This is a genomic window from Paenibacillus sp. URB8-2, from assembly GCF_013393385.1.
GTDB lineage: Bacteria > Bacillota > Bacilli > Paenibacillales > Paenibacillaceae > Paenibacillus_AQ.
Genome location: NZ_AP023239.1, coordinates 2526255 through 2544350, shown reverse-complemented (window position 1 = coordinate 2544350; position 18096 = coordinate 2526255). Strand labels below are relative to the sequence as shown.

At 52.4% G+C, this 18096-nt stretch carries 19 protein-coding genes; 1 reads left to right on the top strand and 18 read right to left on the bottom strand.

Features of this window, described 5'->3' with window-relative positions; genetic code table 11:
- Nucleotides 1–31 precede the first annotated feature (31 nt).
- The 11 genes from PUR_RS11615 to PUR_RS11565 form a co-directional block, all read right to left on the bottom strand.
- Entirely contained in the window at nt 32–826 is a 795-nt protein-coding gene (locus tag PUR_RS11615; protein WP_179035373.1) for a lipid II flippase Amj family protein, read from the bottom strand.
- 225 nt (nt 827–1051) lie between these two features.
- Nucleotides 1052–1633 (bottom strand): putative ABC transporter permease, encoded by a 582-nt coding sequence (locus PUR_RS11610; RefSeq protein ID WP_179035372.1) that lies wholly within the window; start codon nt 1631–1633, stop codon nt 1052–1054.
- Between the two features lie 150 nt (nt 1634–1783).
- Entirely contained in the window at nt 1784–2638 is an 855-nt protein-coding gene (locus tag PUR_RS11605) for a protein phosphatase 2C domain-containing protein (protein ID WP_179035371.1), read from the bottom strand.
- Between the two features lie 67 nt (nt 2639–2705).
- Complete coding sequence (locus PUR_RS11600; RefSeq protein WP_179035370.1) at nt 2706–3944, bottom strand: extracellular solute-binding protein; 1239 nt, start codon at nt 3942–3944, stop codon at nt 2706–2708.
- 26 nt (nt 3945–3970) lie between these two features.
- A complete protein-coding gene (locus PUR_RS11595; RefSeq protein WP_197970138.1) occupies nt 3971–5662 on the bottom strand; it encodes an ABC transporter permease in 1692 nt (563 codons plus the stop codon).
- On the bottom strand, nt 5646–6749 hold the full coding sequence (locus PUR_RS11590; protein ID WP_179035369.1) for an ABC transporter ATP-binding protein: 1104 nt from the start codon (nt 6747–6749) through the stop codon (nt 5646–5648). The genes PUR_RS11595 and PUR_RS11590 overlap by 17 nt, the downstream gene beginning before the upstream one ends.
- 92 nt (nt 6750–6841) lie before the next feature.
- Nucleotides 6842–7894, bottom strand: a complete 1053-nt coding sequence (locus tag PUR_RS11585; protein WP_179035368.1) for an ABC transporter substrate-binding protein — start codon at nt 7892–7894, stop codon at nt 6842–6844.
- 215 nt (nt 7895–8109) lie between these two features.
- Complete coding sequence (locus PUR_RS11580) at nt 8110–9342, bottom strand: response regulator (RefSeq protein WP_232101867.1); 1233 nt, start codon at nt 9340–9342, stop codon at nt 8110–8112.
- A 1-nt stretch (nt 9343) separates the two neighbouring features.
- The gene (locus PUR_RS11575) at nt 9344–11143 is read right to left on the bottom strand and encodes a cache domain-containing sensor histidine kinase (protein ID WP_179035366.1); all 1800 of its coding nucleotides are present in this window, start codon (nt 11141–11143) and stop codon (nt 9344–9346) included.
- A 164-nt stretch (nt 11144–11307) separates the two neighbouring features.
- Nucleotides 11308–11493 (bottom strand): hypothetical protein, encoded by a 186-nt coding sequence (locus PUR_RS11570; protein WP_179035365.1) that lies wholly within the window; start codon nt 11491–11493, stop codon nt 11308–11310.
- 222 nt (nt 11494–11715) lie between these two features.
- Nucleotides 11716–11889: a hypothetical protein gene (locus PUR_RS11565; RefSeq protein WP_179035364.1), complete on the bottom strand. Its 174-nt coding sequence runs from the start codon at nt 11887–11889 to the stop codon at nt 11716–11718.
- A 220-nt stretch (nt 11890–12109) separates the two neighbouring features.
- Between PUR_RS11565 and PUR_RS11560 the strand changes: the two genes are divergently transcribed.
- A complete protein-coding gene (locus PUR_RS11560; RefSeq protein ID WP_179035363.1) occupies nt 12110–12847 on the top strand; it encodes a spermidine synthase in 738 nt (245 codons plus the stop codon).
- Here the strand turns inward: PUR_RS11560 and PUR_RS11555 are convergent, their stop codons facing one another.
- From PUR_RS11555 to PUR_RS11525, 7 genes are read right to left on the bottom strand one after another with little or no spacing between them, the layout of a single operon-like run.
- Nucleotides 12848–13606, bottom strand: a complete 759-nt coding sequence (locus PUR_RS11555) for a LamB/YcsF family protein (RefSeq protein ID WP_179035362.1) — start codon at nt 13604–13606, stop codon at nt 12848–12850.
- Nucleotides 13599–14597, bottom strand: coding sequence for a 5-oxoprolinase subunit C family protein (locus tag PUR_RS11550; protein WP_179035361.1), 999 nt, complete (start codon nt 14595–14597; stop codon nt 13599–13601). The genes PUR_RS11555 and PUR_RS11550 overlap by 8 nt, the downstream gene beginning before the upstream one ends.
- Nucleotides 14594–15307, bottom strand: coding sequence for a 5-oxoprolinase subunit PxpB (gene pxpB, locus PUR_RS11545; RefSeq protein ID WP_179035360.1), 714 nt, complete (start codon nt 15305–15307; stop codon nt 14594–14596). The genes PUR_RS11550 and pxpB overlap by 4 nt, the downstream gene beginning before the upstream one ends.
- Nucleotides 15308–15351: 44 nt before the next feature.
- Nucleotides 15352–15552, bottom strand: coding sequence for a hypothetical protein (locus tag PUR_RS11540; RefSeq protein WP_124695915.1), 201 nt, complete (start codon nt 15550–15552; stop codon nt 15352–15354).
- Nucleotides 15549–16958 carry a sensor histidine kinase gene (locus PUR_RS11535; protein WP_179035359.1) on the bottom strand — a complete coding sequence of 470 codons (1410 nt, stop codon included), beginning with the start codon at nt 16956–16958 and terminating at the stop codon, nt 15549–15551. The genes PUR_RS11540 and PUR_RS11535 overlap by 4 nt, the downstream gene beginning before the upstream one ends.
- Nucleotides 16955–17662: a response regulator transcription factor gene (locus PUR_RS11530; RefSeq protein ID WP_179035358.1), complete on the bottom strand. Its 708-nt coding sequence runs from the start codon at nt 17660–17662 to the stop codon at nt 16955–16957. Before PUR_RS11530 ends, PUR_RS11535 begins: the two co-directional genes overlap by 4 nt.
- Nucleotides 17663–17709: 47 nt before the next feature.
- Nucleotides 17710–17931, bottom strand: coding sequence for a hypothetical protein (locus tag PUR_RS11525; protein WP_179035357.1), 222 nt, complete (start codon nt 17929–17931; stop codon nt 17710–17712).
- Between the last annotated feature and the right edge of the window lie 165 nt (nt 17932–18096).

Genomic DNA, 18096 nt, shown 5'->3' with positions numbered 1-18096 from the left:
AACCTCTCCTTATCTTGCTTTATCCGCCTCTTCACACCATGAGCCTGACGACCCAACTGATCAGATAGGCGGCAGGTTCGAGAACAAGCTGCCCGAGCAGCGTGCCCAGAAACCGGGAGCCCATGAGCAGCACGTATACCTTGCCGAGCCGGCTGCGGTGTTCCGGGCTGGCTGTCGCCTTGTCGGTAATCAGCCCAAGCTGCGGGTCGATGAAGATCGTCAGCAGAATCGTCGCCAGCCCGTTAATAATCCCCGAGGCCTGGGAAGCGGTCATGCTGTACTTCGGAACGAGATGGGCCGCGAACAGCGACGACATTACGCCCACCGTATAAAAAGCCGTGACGAAAATATTCAGCACGATCAGCCGTTTCGGAACATCCAGGTACCGGAAATAGTACAGCCCGATTTTCGGCCGTCTGATATATTTGCGGGTATTTTTCAATTGTCCGTTGGTGACGCTGGCCAGCAGCTTCGGAATCGATCCCTGGATCTCCAGCTTGGAGATGATGCGCTCGAACAGTCCGATAAATGTGGGAAACAGTCCGATTGCAATCAGCGTTCCCAGCGAGCCGCCCAGCAGGATAATCCTTAAATAATTCTCCATGGGAAAGCTTGAATCGGTTCTCGCCACATCCACAAACTTGGCTGTCAGCGGAGCCTGAATCAGATTGGCGGTTCGGGATACCAGTACTATGATGCCGGTCAGAGACAGCGCGATCGCGATTTTGTTCAGCCTGACCCCGGCGTACCGGACGGAATACGACAACGTTTCGGCGGTATGTATAACCATTGTAAGAAGAAAGACGACAAGCAGATTTCCGGCCATTCCGGTTTCCTCCCAGGCTCCGCCCTATCTTCAAGGCTGTATGCGGAGCATTCCCATGACTGGGTATATCATCCATCCCATTCTAGCACACCGCCGGCGGCAAGTCTTCGGCAAAAAAATGACAGGCGGCCCGCTAAAGGGACCGCCTGTCCTGTCTTTTTCAACGGCAGCTCTTGCATTCCGGTCATCATCTCGGACATCCGGACAGCTCTTGCAATTCAGATGTCACAAAGCTCCGCCGTTCCCGTCACCAAGCTCCGGCAGCCCCGCCTCCCTGCGGCGGATACGGAAAGTCAAGGCGAGATCGGCGGCGAAGCCAAGGACAGTCATGGGGAGCAGCACACTCCAGATATCCGCCGTAAGCGAATACAGCTGGGTCATCAGCGGGTGAACGGCAACGAGGCATACAACCGACAATCCCCACCAGTACAGAGAGAACTGCAGACAAATATGCCCGCCGAGCTGATACGCTTGGCCCGAGTAATCCCACCACCGGCGGCGGAACAGGAGCTTCAGCAATGCCCCGGTGGCATATTCCACTGCCGACGGTACGACAAATGTGGCGGCTAGAAACAACGGCAGCGGCATGGCTGTAACGCCTAAAGCCAGCAGCAGCAGAGGAGCGAAACCGTACATAGGTTTATACGGCCCTTTCATAAGCCCCTCTTTGCGGAACGTCCCGCTGCTGTACCAATTATACATACCCTCTATAAACCAGCCCAATATCGAGTAGACGATAAAATAATAAAAATATTCTCCCGGCACACTATGCGCCGCCTCCCGGCTCCAAGTCAACAATCCCGACATGATAATTGTTCCCGCCTTCCCTGTCCGATGGAATATCCGATTCCTGAAATCGGGCATAGTATGCCATCCTGGAGACGGGAATATGCGCACAAAATTAGCCCCACAAAGCGGGGCTTGGTTAAATTGGCTGTGTGCCGCGGACCTCATCTTTTATTTTAATCGGATATAAATGCCTGTCTTGTCATCCGATACTTTAAACCGGGGGTAGCGAATACATTCAGCATCTTCCCGCTCTAATTGCAGCAGCCATTCCGCATAACGGCTAAGACCTGTCTGCGAGACCTTACGGACCAGCGACTTTACCGCATCTTCCTCGGCGGTTTCGCCCTCATCCGGATAGAACAGGCCGTCCGACACCAGCAGCAGGCTTTGCAGCCTGATCCGGTTGATTCTCCCATATTCGAAGAACTGCTCCGCCTCAGCCATTCCGTTAAGGACGGAGTACCCTTCGGCCGTGTTCATTTTCTGCTTGTTAGCCGCAATTACGGGCTTGACCGACTCCCATAATTGATCTTTGGAACGCACTCCCGACTCAATGCCATCGACCCATATCCGCTTCGACTCATGGTCGATCGCAGCTACATGATCGCGGGTGATCGGCCGGATTGACCCATCCTCATAGATCGCATAGATCATACAATCGCCGACCTGAATGAACTCGATGAAGGTATCGGTTATGCGAACAAGGGCTGCTCCGGCAGTCCACAATTCATCCTTCGACTGCGGATTAATCCCGCACCGTTTCATTTCCTGGCCCAGCCGAAAGTTCGCTTCCCGCAGAAGGGCTTCCATTCCTTTAAATTCGCCCGCCGTTACATTTTCAGCGTATTGCTTAATGATTTGGGAAGCGAGCCTGCCGCCGGTCTCATTGCCCTCCCCGCGGTATGGCACAAGCGAAGTGGCCCCATCTACTACACCATAGAGCTTCAATTCTTCATTCAATATGACGGCATCCTCGTTCCACTCCCCTGTTCCTTGAAGTGAAATCCAATCCATTTCAATCATGTTATCCTTCCCCTGTCCAATATATAATCCTTCCGGCAGCATTGCGTATCACCATATACCCTAAGGATTAGGGCATGTACGGGAGTAATTGTGAAGCATATGCACGGAAATCAACTTCCCGTTCCATCTCCAAATGATTAAGAATAAGCGTAATCTGCTCCCAGCGCAGGCGCGCTTCTTCCGAAGGCGCCAGGCTCTCAAGCGTGCCGACCGCGCCCAGGAGCACACTATATTTTCTGTTTAAGGCATAGTTTCGGGAGATAGCCTCAATCGTCTGTGTTCGAACCGGCAAATACCCGGTGGCCTCCAGCACCTTGGCTTGGGCCTCGGAAGATGCGAGGTAGTTCACCACATCTTCCGCCGCACCCGCAGCCTTCTTACCGGCCACGATGCCAAATGAGCTGATGTGGGGCAATAACACACTCCCGCCCGCAAGCGGCGCCGGAAGCATGTCATACTCAAATTTTCCGGCAATATAGTGGTCCAGCCAAGGTATCATATTCGAATTTGTCATATAGAATAACGTCTTGCCGGATATGAAATCGCTGGGAGCCAACTGGCTCCGAAGAGGCTTCATGGCCTTCGAATCAAAGACAAGTTCACTCCACACCCGAAGCAGTTGTTCCAGTCTTTGGTTTCCGGGCAGGCTGTCTTGCCGGGATTGCTCCCATAAATTCAGCAGTATAAATGGCTTCGAATCATCCATGACCAGCGCTTGCTCCCAACCTGCCGAATGGCGCGCAGTCAGATCCGCTTTCCATTCCTTTGTTTTGAAGCCAAGCTCTTTCAGGGAATAGAAATCGATTACTTTATCCACGCCCGTCCATTTCATCAGGTCCTTATTGTAGAACATCACCGGAACGGAGACTCCAGCCGGAACTGCCCATAATCGTTCGCCATAAGTGAATGGCTTGGCCGCCTCAGGCATAAACTCTCCGGGAAGAAGCGCACTGCCGGAAACCGGCGCTAACGCGTTCATCGAGACCAGTTCAGACAACCCGTAGGAGCTGTCTAGCTCAGTTATCTGCGGAGCGGTCTGGATCGACAGCGCCGCGAGAAGCTCGGTATACAGTTCCTTATACGAAGGAAATACTCTCACTTCAAGCTCAACACCCGGATGGGCTTTCTGATACGACGCAAGTAGGTCCGACCACCCGTCCGTATAGATCCAGCAGACCAGCTTCTCCTTTTCCGTGTCATACTGCTCCGGTATCCGCTTGACCTCAGTGAAATAGTTGGAATATACAATGACGGTAACCGTAATAATGACTAATAAAGCCGACCATACGATACTGTTTTTTGTCATTGTCATCCTCCCTTTCTACTGGGTCCTTACACGGATAACCCTTTTCCGCCGGACAGCTTATTCGCAATGAGCAAGGAAATCAGCGTGCTTAACGTCAGTATCGATGCAAGCGCCGCGCCCGTCCCATAGTTGGAGGTGAATACCTCGCTGTAGATCGTAACGGAAATCGTTGCTGTTGCTCCATAATACAACACAAGAGTCGAGCTAAGCTCGTTAATCGTTGTAATCCAGCTCAGAATCGCTCCGGATATGACGCCCGGCGCCATCAGACGCCCCGTTGTCTTGAAGAACGTCTTCATCGGCGGAACGCCCAGACTGATGGAAGCTTCCTCCACACTGCGGTCAAGCTGATGAAGAATGGCGGTGCTGGAGCGTATGGTGTATGGAATTTTGCGCACGACATAGGCAATGACAAGAATAATCCATGTTCCGGTCAGCACAATCGGCGGTTTGTTAAAAGCGACAATCAGGCTGATCCCGAGCACGGTCCCCGGCATGACATACGGAATCATCAGAATGCCGTCCAGCGCCGCCGTAAGCCTGGATTTGCGCCGAACCAGAATGTACGAAATCAGCATGCCGCCCGCAACCATAATGATGATGGACAGGATGGAATACGAGTACGTGTGAATAATCGAACGGGGAACCCGGTACAGCACTTCCCTATAGCTGTCGAGGCTAAACCCTGACTGGAAGACAGGACCCTTCGTTTTGATAAATGACGTTAAGATTACGGTCAGCTGCGGCAGGATCGAAATACACGCGGGAATAAAAGCGACAATAGTCAGCAGCGTCTTCGCCAAGGGCTTAAGAGGAATCAGCTTCGGTGTGCGCATGCCCGTCATCGAAAAGTTTTTGCGTGCGACGAAATAGCGCTGAGTAAACAAGACCGATGTGGAGAACAAGATCAGGATGATGCTGAGCGTACTTGCCATCGCCGGGTTGCCGCCCATTTCACTCACGAATTGCTCATACGCCAGAATCGGAAGCACCTTGAAGCCTTGTCCCAGCAGCATCGGTGTGCCGAAATCCGCGAAGGATGCCATGAATACCATTAACGCCCCTGCCGACAGAGTTGGAAAAATCAAGGGTAAGGTCACCGTGCGAAGACGCTGCCAGGAGGTCATCCCCAGGCTCTCCGACGCTTCCTCCAGCGACGTATCGATCGTCTTCAGCGCGCCGGAGACGTACAGGAAAATATGCGGGTAGAATTGCAGCGCGAATACAAAGACGATGCCATGCATCCCGTAAATCGACGGAACCGAAATGCCGAGGTCACGAATAAATCTCGTAATAAACCCGTTGTTGCCCATCAGCAAAATCCACGAATAAGCGCCAATGAATGGAGGCGACAGCAGAGACATTACAATCATGATCTGCATGAGACCTTTGAATTTAATCGCATATCGGGTAGATAAATAGGCCAGTGGAACTCCGATCAGGATCGCCCCGATTGTGGCAAGCGCGGATACCATAAAGCTGTTGAGCAGCGCCATACGGTAATATTTCAATGAAATGAAAGTAATATAATTTTCAATGGTAAAGCCGCCTTCTTCACTGATAAAGCTGTTGATGAACAACGTGACCAGCGGGTAAATCACGAAGACGCACAGCAGCAGGTAAACCACGATCGTGACTGCCGTCCAGAAATCCCATTTTCTAAGCAGAAGTCTCTGCCGGATGACATTGCCCGGACTTGGCTCAGCTCTCGATAGCACGGTAGATCACCTCCTCGCCGCTGCCATTGTAAATGACGGACTGGCTCAGTTGAAGATCAAGATACACGGGCTGCTTCGGTTTATAAATATCCCGCGTATACACCGAATGGTCATGAACCTCGATGGATTCTCCCGACGCCATTTTTACCGTATAGCTGACTTTCTCCCCAAGGAATGTAACTTCGTCAATCGTTCCCTTATATCCGTGTTCCACGGAAGGCTCAGACGACAGCTTAACCCGTTCGGGCCGGATGGAGAACAGCACCTTGCCGGAATGCGGCTTTAGCAGAGGCAGCTCAGTTTCAAGGCCCATCAGCTTGATATTGGCGGGATTGCTAAGCGTAGCGCCTCCTTCACAGGTTCCATCTAGAAAGTTCGAGGTGCCCATGAAGTTTGCGACAAAACGATTCTGCGGATACAGATAAATCTCTTGCGGGGAAGCAATCTGCTGGACGGTACCATTATGCAGGACAGCAATCCGGTCGGATACAGCCAGCGCCTCCTCCTGGTCATGCGTTACATAAATGGTCGTGATATTCAAGTCTTTCTGCAGCTTGCGGATATCCGTGCGCATCTTCACTCTCAGCTTGGCATCGAGGTTCGACAACGGTTCATCCATTAACAGTAGCGCCGGACGGATAACAATTGCGCGGGCCAAGGCAATCCGCTGCTGCTGTCCGCCGCTCATGTTGGAAGGAATGCGGTCTTTAAGATGCGTGAGCTCCACCATGTCGAGCGCCTCCATCACCCGGGTCCGAATCTCATCCTTGGGAACTTTTCTCGCCTTAAGGCCATAGGCCACATTATCAAATACAGTCATATGGGGAAAAATCGCATAGTTCTGAAACACCATGCCGATATTGCGTTCGTGAGTGGGGACATCGTTAATCAATTGATCGCCGAAATAAATATGGCCTTCTTCCTGTCTGTAAAAGCCAGCTATGGTTCGAAGCAGCGTCGTCTTGCCGCATCCGCTGGGGCCGAGCAAGGTGAAGAACTCGCCTTCTTCTATCGTAAAATGCGCATTATTAACGGCTTTTGCCGTACCGAAGTATTTTGTGACATGATCGAAAACAACCTTGCTCATGAGTATCTCCCTCGCTTCCGGTAATGATGGAACAGCGGCGGCAGCCGGTTGAAAGCTCCTTTGCCGCCGCTCTCTCCCTGATACGTGATGCGTTATTCCTGTCCAGTCGTGATTCGGGTGAACTTTTTAATTATTTCGTCTTTATTCGCGGCAGCCCAATCGAAGTTATAATCGACCAGCTTGATATCGCCTGTCTGAGGCAGACCCTCTACAGGAGCTACATCCTTACGGACGGAGCGGCGCTTGAATTCCTTTTGCACGAGCTCCTGAGCGTCCTTGCTTACGAGGAAATCGACGAACTGTTTGGCCTGCTCAAGATTTTTGCTGTCCTTAATAATGGCGGCGCCGTCAGGAACAGCGGAGGTTCCTTCCGCCGGATAAATGATGCCGATTTGCGAGCCTCCTTCGATATAACGAAGAGCCGCATCCTCAAGGGTAATGCCGAGCGCGAATTCTTTGTCCGGAACGGCGCGCTGTACAAGGCTTGAACCGGAGAGGATTTTGCCGTCCATATTCGCCACCAGCTTCTTCACGTAATCCCAGCCCTTGCCGTCTTCTTTGCCAAACGCCGTAAGCATCGTTACAAGCTGGGTATAGGAAGAGCCCGATTTGGACGGGTCGGCAAAAGCGATATTGCCTTTCCACTTCGGATCAAGCAGATCCTCCCAGGATTTAGGCAGCTCAGCTTCAGACACCAGTTCTTTATTGTAGGTAATGACCATTGGCAGCGCGTTGAATGGCGTCCAGTATGAATTCGTATCTACGTAAGCGGGCAGCAGGTTGTCGAATTCTTTTGTCTTATAAGGCTGGAAATATTCTTTATAGGATTCCAGGGAGTCGGCGCCGCCGGCCCAGAACACATCGCCAAGCGGATTTCCGGCTTCCGCCTGCACTCTTTTCAGCAGTTCCCCCGTACCTCCGGAGATTAAGTCCACCGTAATTCCTGTGCGGTCTTGAAATTCTTTAATAATGGGGTTGTTGATTTCCGCCGCATTCGGGGAGTACACCGTTAACTTTCCGCCCCCGGACTTGCTTCCGCCGTCAGAGCTGGTAGTTGCAGCCGGGTCCTCTTTAGCCCCGCATGCCGTGATTGTAAGTGTCATGAGTGCCATAGCGACCAAACCTTTAAGCCATCCTTTTTTCATTTCTTCCCAACCTCCGCTTGATGTCATGTTTTCTTTCATCGATTAAATCTATACTCACTATACTTACCGTCTTCTGATCCCTCAATGGGACAAAATTTCGTAACTGTTTAAAAAAATGATCTCCAAAAACAGTAAAATCGCCCTCTTTCGAGGGCGATCCTTGATTTCACCGGCTTTACTCTTAACATCATACTAACATTTAAATGACATGAAATTCATATAAGTTCTCTCTCTTTACGGAATTCCGTAGGCGTCTTGCCTGTAGCCCTGCGGAATAACTGGCTGAAATAGCGCGAATCCTGATAACCGACGGCAAGCGATACCTCATATATCCGCGAATCCGGGGAGCATAACAGCTCCATCGCCTTTTCCATTCTCACCTGTGTTACATAATCAATAAAGGTAGTTCCCGTATGCTTGCGGAACAGTCTGCTAAAATGCGCTTCACTCACATGAAACTGGGCAGCGAGCAGCTGCAATGATATCTCTTCAGCATAGCGTGTTTGAATGAATGCCTCCACCTGTTTGAAATTGGCGGCATCAGGAGTTACGGGCTGCTCTCCCCACTTCTCAATATCGCCAAACTCATGTACTCCGCTCTTCTGCCCCGAACCCGGACGCTTGAAATGGAGCGCGGCCGCCGCCTCGCGGTGAGCCTGGCCCATGCTGTCGATGCTTCGATGCGGCAAGCTTAGCCCAACAGCCAGTTGACTTTTACCGGAAATCTCTTGAACTCGGCTCCAGAGCTGTATACTATTATCTCCCGAATCGGCCCCGATCATTATCGCCGCCCGGTTCTCACCCAGCGTCACAGGAGGCCCCAAGAGTATATCCCATAAACGGTCATGCAGTTCATCCTTCAGTTGCTCGTGCCAGTATTTATGGTCCTCATACTGAATCAGAGCAACGCGGAAGCCTTCATTGCAAAGCCGATGGTTATCAATAATCTCCGTTAACATCTTCAAGGATTTCGGATTGGAAATCCCCAACAATTGATCATGGAGAAGCTTCTCCAGTACAAGGGTATACCCTGCCGCCACCCATTCTCTAAGCTCCTGTTCGACCGTTTCATTTTCCCTGATGGCCTTGATTTCCCCGCAGACTCTCTCTATGACCTCCAATAATTCGTCCGGATTGGTTGGCTTTAATACATAATCAGCCGCCTTAAGCTTCACTGCCTGCTGCGCATATGTAAAGTCATCAAATCCCGTTAAAAAAATAATGCGAATATTAGGGTGAACCCTCTGTGCTTCTTCCGCGAGCTGCATTCCATTCATAACCGGCATACGAATATCAGTCAGCAATATATCAGGTTTAAAATCCTTGACCGCTTGCAGTGATTGCTCTCCGTTCGAAGCCTCCGCCACAATCTTGCAATCGAGAGCTTGCCAGTCAATCGTCTGCTTCAGTCCCTCCCTTATGAGCCATTCATCATCCGTAATCAACACTTTATACAACCCGCTCAACCTCCTTCGGATCGGCAATACAAGGAATACGAATCGTAACCTTCGTCCCTTTGCCCGCTTCACTCTCCACATCCAGCTGGTACACAGGCCCAAAATGCAGCTCCAGCCGTTTCTTCAAATTATGCAGCCCGATCCGCGTCTTTGCGGACTGTGCGCTTTCTTCTTCATGCTCCCACAGTTTCGCAAGCTTGTCCCCGGTCATCCCGACGCCATCGTCCTCAACGATGAATTGTACATTCCCGTCTACGACACCTGCCCAAATTAATAATTTCCCTTCGCCGTCCTTCATCTCCAGCCCGTGCCCCACAGCATTCTCCACCAGCGGCTGCAGTAAAAGCTTCGGTGTGTAGAAATCCAGAATCTCCTCGTCAATATCAAGCTCTATGTTAATTTTGTCACGGTATCTAAGCTGAACAATCGTCAAATAGTTGCGTATTTGCTTTATATCCTCACGGATCGGAATCACCGGATTGCCGCGCCGTATGCTGAACCGAAGCAGGTTCCCCAGCGATAAAGCCACCTTGCTGATCGCATCGATTCCATTGATCCGTGCCATCCAGTTAATGGAATCGAGCGCATTATATAAAAAGTGGGGCGTGAACTGAGCTTGAATCGCCTTGATTTCCGCCTCCTGCACCTGAATCTGCTTCTCATAGCCTTCGTGAATCAACCGGTTAATCTGCCTGAGCATCGTATTAAAGCTACGTCCCAGATGTCCGACCTCGTCGTTATATTTTGAAGGAAAGGTAACGTCCATCCGGCCCTTCTCCACCTCATTCATCAATAAGCGGAGCTTGCGCAATGGGCGCGTCATGTAGTCTGACAGCAAATAAGCAATGCAATAACTGATGAGTATGCAAGAAATCACGATAAATATCGTCAAATTGCGGATGCTGTGACTCTCTTTGGTCAATGCGCCAATAGGCACTACACTTACCATTTTGAATCCGGAGGAATCCGAGGAGTCGTAAATAATCATTTTGTCAGACCCTTCGTCAACCGCAGAAAAATAGCCCTTGGTCCCGCTCAGCACTTCATCCATATAGCTTTTATTCAGGCGCGTTCCGACCTGCTGCTTGGAGGGGCTGCTGGAGATGACATAACCGTTCGCATCCAGCAAATACACTTCGCCGCCGGGATACTGGTGAGCCTTTTGATACTTGTCCGCCAGTGCGGATTCCTTAATATCCACGATGAAATAGCCCAGCGTCTCTCCGGTTTTTATCGATTTCAGCAGTCTTCCCGAGCTTAATACAGCTCCGTAATCCTCAATTTTCTTCAGGGAGTAATGAGTATCCCAGGCAGGGCCGCCGCCCGCGATTTTTGTTTTGCGGAATAATCCCCAGTTCGGCTGGTAATCCCGGTAAGCGGGCGGCAAGAAATCGCCTGTAAAATAACGTTCTCCGTTCACTCCGATCACATACAGCTCAATGTCCCAGGATTTAAAGCCCAGAAAGCTCTTCAAAATCCCGTTCACCGTCTGCTCGTCCTCATACTTCTCAGCCACGCTCCGGGATGAATTGGATAATATCTCCTGTATTTCCTCGTTGCTGTAGATGTACATGGACAATTGCTCAATATCCTGGACAAAATCGGTCAAACTATGATTGACCTGAGACAGATTCTCCAATATAATTTCGTACGCCTTGATCTGAATTTCCGTGGAAGCCTTGCGGTAAGAGAACATCCCAAGCAATCCGAGGGGCAATATCGTGATGATCAGCAGCAGAAGCATTAATTTCGTCCTTAACCCCATGGAATGGAACCGATTGATCAGGCTCATGCTGTACGACTCCCTCTCAGCCTGCAGAATTTGTCGATAAATATATCACAATCCGCGGAGAGGCGACAACCGATTTTCTAAAATTCGAAATGACTGGAACGGCGATAAAAAAAGCATAACCCTAAGGTTATGCCGGAATATACGGCCTGCTGTCACCGCAATCGTTATTTGGGATACTGCTCTTTAAGCGCCGGCGACTGGGCCGGACCGTCATTCAGCTTTCTGAGGCTCTCCAGCTTCATGTCGCTGTGAACCCCGAAGTCCGAACCGTACTTCTTCTCAAGGGCGGCTCCCGCAAGAGCATCCTGTCGTTTCTGCCGATAACGGGCGTTTCGATTCCGATCACGCATTTGCATTTTCCTCTCCAAGGGTAAAATGGATTACAGATCAAGAAGTGCGCCGCCAAACAACAGGTTAGTTAAGCCGGTATGTACTTTAAGTATACAGGATGTGCGGGTGTAAAAAAACAGGCTCTCCCGAAGGAAAGCCCGTTTTTCCTTAAAAATACTTAAAAATATAAGAAAGTTTAAGCTCCGCGCTTATCCTAGGTCTTATATTTCTGCGATTAAGCCTTATTTTTTCGGCACAGGGTCGGGATGGGCAGTTGGAGCCGGTTTGGCTTCCCACTCATCCGCTTCGGGTTCGATATCTACCCCGTTTTGAATCTTCTTTATTTCGGCCAGCGAGTCTCCTTCTTTATTTTCCCGATTGCGGATTTCCGCTTCATTTTGGATTTGATCGGCCATGCTTATCTCCTCCTTCACAGATTTTACTTTTTTTCACCCTTAGTTATAGTTACCCGATGATGCCTTTTACAAACATGCTAAATGCTGGCGGCCGGCTCCTCACCGGATTTGGATATGTACCTGCCCGCCCGGCATGTCCCGGCGTTATGATTTGAAGGCTATGATTCGCGGCTGTTATCCCTTATCATGATAGAAAAAGGACGGCAAGGGGAAGGGAAGATTGAAGCAGCTCTATAAGACGCATGAAGACGGTCATGACATTGAGGTATACGAAACGGATGTATTATATGGCGAGAAGGGGCGCTACCGGGTGCTGCAATTCTCGGAGGAAGCGGTTCAGGGAGCAGTGGATTTGGATCGTCCGGAGCGCATCGTGTTCGAGTATCCGAGAGCGATCATTCATTTGATGGAGTGGAACAACCCGGGATTCGAGGACGTGTTCATCATCGGGCATGGGATCGGAACGATTTCCGGCTATTTTTCCGGCAAAAAAATAAAAACGGCGGAGATCAGCCGCCAGATCGCGGAAATCAGCCGAACGTATTTCGGATATAGCGGGGATTCGGTGAGGATCGGCGACGGACGCCGCACGCTTGAACAAGAGAGGGATGGAGCCTTCGATTATATCGTTCTTGACGCATTCAGCGACAAAGGGACGCCTCTGCATTTGATATCGAGGGAGTTCTTCTGCTTAGTCCGGGACAAGCTGAACTCCAATGGCATGATACTGATGAATCTGACCGGAAAAGGCGGAAATGACCGGCTGATACAGGCGGTTCACACGACTTTGGCGTCGATATTTCCACATACCCAAGCGTTCATTCTCCCCACGGAAGGCGCTTCGGCTCTTAAAAATATGATCCTCGCCGGCAGCAGTCGGCCCATTGGCTTCAAAGCCCGCCATATGGCGGGCTTTGAAGGAACACTGCTCCCTCCGGGGCATATCCTGTCGGACTAGCTACCGCATCGCCCTCACCGTGATCCCTTCCGCTTTCAGACGGTTGCGCAATTCTCCGGCAAAAATGGCTGCGCCGGCTCCGTCACCATGGATGCAGACCGTGTCCGCTTCAAGCGGGACTTCCGCTCCGTCCAAAGACAAGACCGTCCCTTCCTTGACCATGCGGATCACCTGGCGGACCGATTGCTCCATATCGGCAATCACCGCGCCCGGCTGACGCCGCGGCGTCAGTGACCCGTCCCGCTGATAGGTCCGGTCGGCGAACACTTCGCTTGCCGTGGACAGCCCCGCCTCACGGCCGGCCGCAAGCAGCTGGCTTCCGGAAAGGCCGTACAGCACCAGGGACGGGTCGAACCGGCGAACCGCCGCGGCGATGGCGTCGGCAAGCGGACGTGATGCCGCGGCCATGTTATACAAAGCGCCATGGGGCTTCACATGACGGAGACGGCCCCCCTCCTGCCGGACGAAGGCGTCCAAGGCGCCGATCTGGTACGTCACGAGATCGAACGCCTCTTCGGGAGAAATGTCCATATTCCTTCTCCCGAAGCCCGCAAGATCCGACAGGCCCGGATGCGCTCCGACGCTCACGCCGGCGGCGATCGCGGCCCGGACAGACTTTCTCATGACGGCAGGATCGCCCGCATGGAACCCGCAGGCGATATTCGCCGATGTGACTGCCTGTAACAATTCCGCGTCCGCGCCGATGGTGTAAGCGCCAAAGCTCTCCCCCATATCGCAGTTCAAATCCACTTCAAGCATGATTATCCTCCTTCAGCTTCAGCCTGATCATCGTTTTCAGCCGCTTCAGCTTTCGTTCTTCTCGTATGAACAGGGATTCGGCCTCCTCCGGCGAAACCTCCCGAAACGCGATATGTCCTCCCGGCGCAGCCTGGGCCATCACCGGCAGGTCCGCGCTTATGACCTGTGCGATCTTCGGATAGCCGCCCAGCGTCTGCCGGTCGGCCATCAGCACAATCGGCTGCCCGTCCGCCGGAATCTGGACCGTCCCGAGCGCCACGGCCTCGGAAAGATATTCGCGCGGCGATTCCAGCTCCAGGGACGGCCCGGACAAGCGATAGCCCATCCGGTCCGACTGGGGAGTTACATGGAAAGAGGATTGCAGAAAGGCTTGGCGGCTCCGAAGAGTGAAGTCGTCCCACTGACGGCCACGGATAACCCGGATCGCCGGTTTCTGGCTGTAAGCCGGAAGGAGCGACCAGGGAATGGCCCAGGGAACCGCATAAAAGGAGCCGCCGCCTGCTGGCGGCGAGGCCCCGTGCCGGGCAGGGCCTACAGCCAGCTCATCTCCCGCTCTTAACGCCCGCCCCTCAAATCCGCCGATCCCCGCGCGCAAGTACGTACTGCGGCTGCCCATTACCTCGGGGACATCAACTCCTCCGGATACCGCCAAATACGCCCGGCAGCCGGAGACCGGCTGCCTGAGAACGAGCCTGCTTCCTTTCCGCACGAACACGGGACGCCACATCGGCACCGCCCTGCCGTCTATCACGGGGGTCATATTGCCTCCCGTTATCGCAACCCAGTGATCCTGCTCGAACTCCGCGGCGAAGCCCGAAAGGGTTATCTCCAGCGCCGCCGCTCCGTCGTCGTTCCCCGCAAGCCAGTTCGCCGTGCGATGGGCAAAACGGTCCATCGCTCCGGAAACGATAATGCCATATTTTCCATAGCCTGTTCTGCCAAGATCCTGAACCGTCGCAAGCAGGCCCGGTTTATGTATTGTAATGCTCACGGCTGAATCCCCCGCAGTCTCCAGTATTCTTCCAGTCCGATCGGACGAAACCGGATATAGTCTCCTCCCTGAAGCAGGGTCGGCGGCGATTGATCCGGCCGAAACAATGCAAGCGGCGTTCTGCCGATAATCTGCCAGCCTCCCGGCGTCTCTATAGGATAAATGCCGGTTTGGGTACCGGCAATGCCAACCGAACCGGCAGGAATCCGAAGCCTGGGCGTCTTTTTGCGCGGCGCCGCAATGGTACCCGGCATTCCACCTAAGTAAGGAAAACCCGGCGCAAAGCCGATGGCATATACAAGATATTGTTCTCCGGCATGAATCGAAACGACCTCCTCCTCGGATAACCCGTTCAATTCCGCCACAAGCCCAAGGTCCGGGCCGAATTCTCCGCCATAGCAGACGGGAATGTCAATGACCTTCGCGCTTAAGACCTCTTTGTCCTCCGCAGCTGATTTCTCCATGTCCCGCAGGAGAGAACACACATGCTCAAACGCCGTCATTTTCCGATCCGGAAGGCGAAGACCCATCAAATCATAATATACACATAGCGTGGTAAAAGCAGGAACACATTCGACAAAACCGGGGAAAGGACGGCTTTCAATCCCGCGGACAGCCGCTCTTATTTCCTGATGAATCTTCTCGCTAATGCCAGAGCCGAATTCGACCAGCACCGCCGAGTCCCCCAGAGGGTAAAAAGACCAGGCCATCGCCGGGTCCCCCCCCTTTCTATTTGACCTTTTTCCAGCTCATTTCAGCGCCTCTTCCTAAACGCCAACCAGCCCAGCAACAGCAGAACAACGACAGCCAGCATCCCGATGCAGGCGAACACCCGCATCATCCCCTCCCCGAAATGCATAAGGGGCATGCTGCGGAAAGAGAGCGCCGAGACGCTCATGCACATCACACCCATTCCGATCAGCAGAACCGCGATCAGCCATTCGATTTTCTTCATAAACGTCCCTCCCGCGGCTCACTCTCCAGCTCAAAATAAAGCTCGAAACAGGTTCCTTCCCCTGGTCTGCTGGCGACCGTTATTTTTCCTCCCAGCAGTCCTGTCAGCTTGGAAACGATCGACAGCCCAAGGCCTGTGCCCCCATGACTTCGGGATCGGGATTTCTCTACCCGGTAAAATCGTTCGAATATAAAAGGGAGTTCGTCCGCCGGGATTCCGATTCCCGTATCCTCTACGGCAAGCTTCACCACCCCCGGCTGAAACGACAAACGGACATTGACCATTCCCCGCTCGGTGTACCGGATTGCATTTTCCAGCAGATTCAGCATAATTTGCTCCATCCGGGCACCGTCCGTATACATTCGTTCCGGCGTTCCTTGTACTGTATATTTAAGCTCCAGGTTTTTGTCCCCGGCTTTAAGCTTCGTCTTCTCGACCGCCTGCTCCGTAAGTTCCGCCAAATCGACCCATTCCGGAGCAAGGCTAATCTTGCCTTCCTCCATCTTGGCCAGCTCGAACAGATCGTCCACAAGATGCTGAATCCGCCGCGCTTCCATGTAGATGATGTCAAGATACCGGTCTTTTTCCTCTTCCGTCTCGTACAGCCGCTCTTTGACCACGTTCGCATACCCCTCAAGGTAGGTAATCGGCGTCCGAAGCTCATGCGAGATATTGGCAAAAAACTCCTGCCGCGAATCCCGGTAACGCTGAAGATCGACCGCCAAATCGTTAATCGCCCCGGCAAGCGCGCCCATTTCATCCTTGCTCCCGATATCCACTCTCGTCTCCAGCTCTCCGGCGGCAATCTTCCGGGTAGCCTTCTGCATCTGCAGCAGCGGACGGGACAGGAACTGGGCAATAATCCATGTACTCCCCAATGCGAGCAAAAACGCTCCAATGCCGGAGAGAATCAGCAATTTTCGCACTCCGGCCAGCGACTGGTCCATCCTTTCGGTAGAGGCCATAATATACAGAGCGGAGACGACCTTTCCTTCCTTTACTACCGGTTCGCCCGAAACGAAATAACGCCCGCCCGCCGGGTCTTCATAAAGATAACTTACCTTTTTTCCCAAAAAAATCGCGTTCACATCCGAAGTCCGGATAAAAGACAGACACCCGGGCGCTTGAACGCCCGAGTGCATCATGACGTTTCCGTCCCGGTGCACATTATAGATGCCTACGCCCGAAAATTCGGCAAACGTCCCCATCATACCGCCGGTATCGCCCTCCGAAGACTCGGCCATAACGCTAAAATGGGAGGCCAGCTCCTCCGTTTCCGTCCGCATATTGGCATAATAAAAGCTGGTGAACATCCGGTCGACAGCCACGCCCAGAAACAGCAGCACGACGAGAAACAGGCCGGAAATGACAAGGCCGAGCTTCAGGCCGATCCTATTGTTCTTCATTGGATTTCACCGGGCACCTGAAATTTATAACCCACTCCCCATACGGTCTGAACCGGATTGTAGCCAAGGCCGGCTTTTTGCAGTTTTTCGCGGATATTTTTGATATGGGTATCCACAACCCGAGACTCACCCTCGAAATCCATTCCCCACAATCGTTCCACCAGCTCATCCCGGCTGAAGGCGCGCTGCAGATTCCCGGACAGAACAGCCAGCAGATCGAATTCTTTCGGCGTCAGGTCGACCCCGTTATCCATCACGGACACCTCGCGGGCATCCGGACGGATGACCAGCCCCTGAAACCTCAGCACATGCTCCCTCGGAACCGCTGACTGAGCCAGGGACGCCCTGCGAATCAGTGAATGCATCCGGGCCACCAGTTCCTCCGGTTCAAACGGTTTGGTCAGATAATCGTCCGCCCCGATCTCAAGGCCCCGGATTTTATCCTTTGTCTCGGAACGGGCGGTCAGCATGAGAATCGGCACGCTGTTCTTTTCCCTGACAGCCTGGCATACCTGCCAGCCATCCATGTCGGGCATCATTACATCGAGCAGCACGATATCGAACGGTTCTTTATCCATTATGGACAGCGCTTCCCGTCCCGTCGATGCTTCGCTGACCCGAAAGCCTTCCTTCGCCAGATAAATGCGCAGCAGATTGCGCATATTCCATTCATCATCCACAACAAGCGCACGGAGCTGCGCCATCATCGTCACCTTCTTTTTTCACGGTTGCCTATGCTGCAAATTCCGTACTATTCCGCATTTTGATAACCCCTTAAAGCTTCAAGCTCCCGCTTCATTTGCTCATTTTGCGATTTCAGCTCGTCAAGCTCCTGCCTAACGCCGGAATCGGATGCGGAAACGTCGTGCGAACCCTTTTTGCCATGTCCGTGTCCGTGCGATCCCTTCATCCCGAGCATCATAACAACCATCATCAGCGGGCATACCAGCACCAGCAGCGAAGACCAATTCATCCTTCATCTCTCCCGTCATTATTATAATATGGATTGGTACAAATTCATTATAAATGGAGATTATGTGGAAAATATGTCGACTCCGCCGGCATTCAGCGGCCTTCTCATTATCGTTTAACCTTAGGCTGCAATCAATAAGTCATAACAAAAAAGCCATCCCGGGTT

Bases quoted from the DNA above. Each gene is read 5' to 3' on its own strand.
- PUR_RS11535 (WP_179035359.1), bottom strand. From the start codon at position 16,958: ATGAAGAACAATAGGATCGGCCTGAAGCTCGGCCTTGTCATTTCCGGC.
- PUR_RS11605 (WP_179035371.1), bottom strand. From the start codon at position 2,638: ATGATTGAAATGGATTGGATTTCACTTCAAGGAACAGGGGAGTGGAAC.
- PUR_RS11540 (WP_124695915.1), bottom strand. From the start codon at position 15,552: ATGAAGAAAATCGAATGGCTGATCGCGGTTCTGCTGATCGGAATGGGT.
- PUR_RS11530 (WP_179035358.1), bottom strand. From the start codon at position 17,662: ATGGCGCAGCTCCGTGCGCTTGTTGTGGATGATGAATGGAATATGCGC.
- PUR_RS11575 (WP_179035366.1), bottom strand. From the start codon at position 11,143: ATGAGCCTGATCAATCGGTTCCATTCCATGGGGTTAAGGACGAAATTA.
- pxpB (WP_179035360.1), bottom strand. From the start codon at position 15,307: ATGGCCTGGTCTTTTTACCCTCTGGGGGACTCGGCGGTGCTGGTCGAA.
- PUR_RS11565 (WP_179035364.1), bottom strand. From the start codon at position 11,889: ATGGCCGATCAAATCCAAAATGAAGCGGAAATCCGCAATCGGGAAAAT.
- PUR_RS11585 (WP_179035368.1), bottom strand. From the start codon at position 7,894: ATGAAAAAAGGATGGCTTAAAGGTTTGGTCGCTATGGCACTCATGACA.
- PUR_RS11590 (WP_179035369.1), bottom strand. From the start codon at position 6,749: ATGAGCAAGGTTGTTTTCGATCATGTCACAAAATACTTCGGTACGGCA.
- PUR_RS11615 (WP_179035373.1), bottom strand. From the start codon at position 826: ATGGCCGGAAATCTGCTTGTCGTCTTTCTTCTTACAATGGTTATACAT.
- PUR_RS11555 (WP_179035362.1), bottom strand. From the start codon at position 13,606: ATGCTTGAAGTGGATTTGAACTGCGATATGGGGGAGAGCTTTGGCGCT.
- PUR_RS11570 (WP_179035365.1), bottom strand. From the start codon at position 11,493: ATGCGTGATCGGAATCGAAACGCCCGTTATCGGCAGAAACGACAGGAT.
- PUR_RS11525 (WP_179035357.1), bottom strand. From the start codon at position 17,931: ATGAATTGGTCTTCGCTGCTGGTGCTGGTATGCCCGCTGATGATGGTT.
- PUR_RS11610 (WP_179035372.1), bottom strand. From the start codon at position 1,633: ATGTCGGGATTGTTGACTTGGAGCCGGGAGGCGGCGCATAGTGTGCCG.
- PUR_RS11600 (WP_179035370.1), bottom strand. From the start codon at position 3,944: ATGACAAAAAACAGTATCGTATGGTCGGCTTTATTAGTCATTATTACG.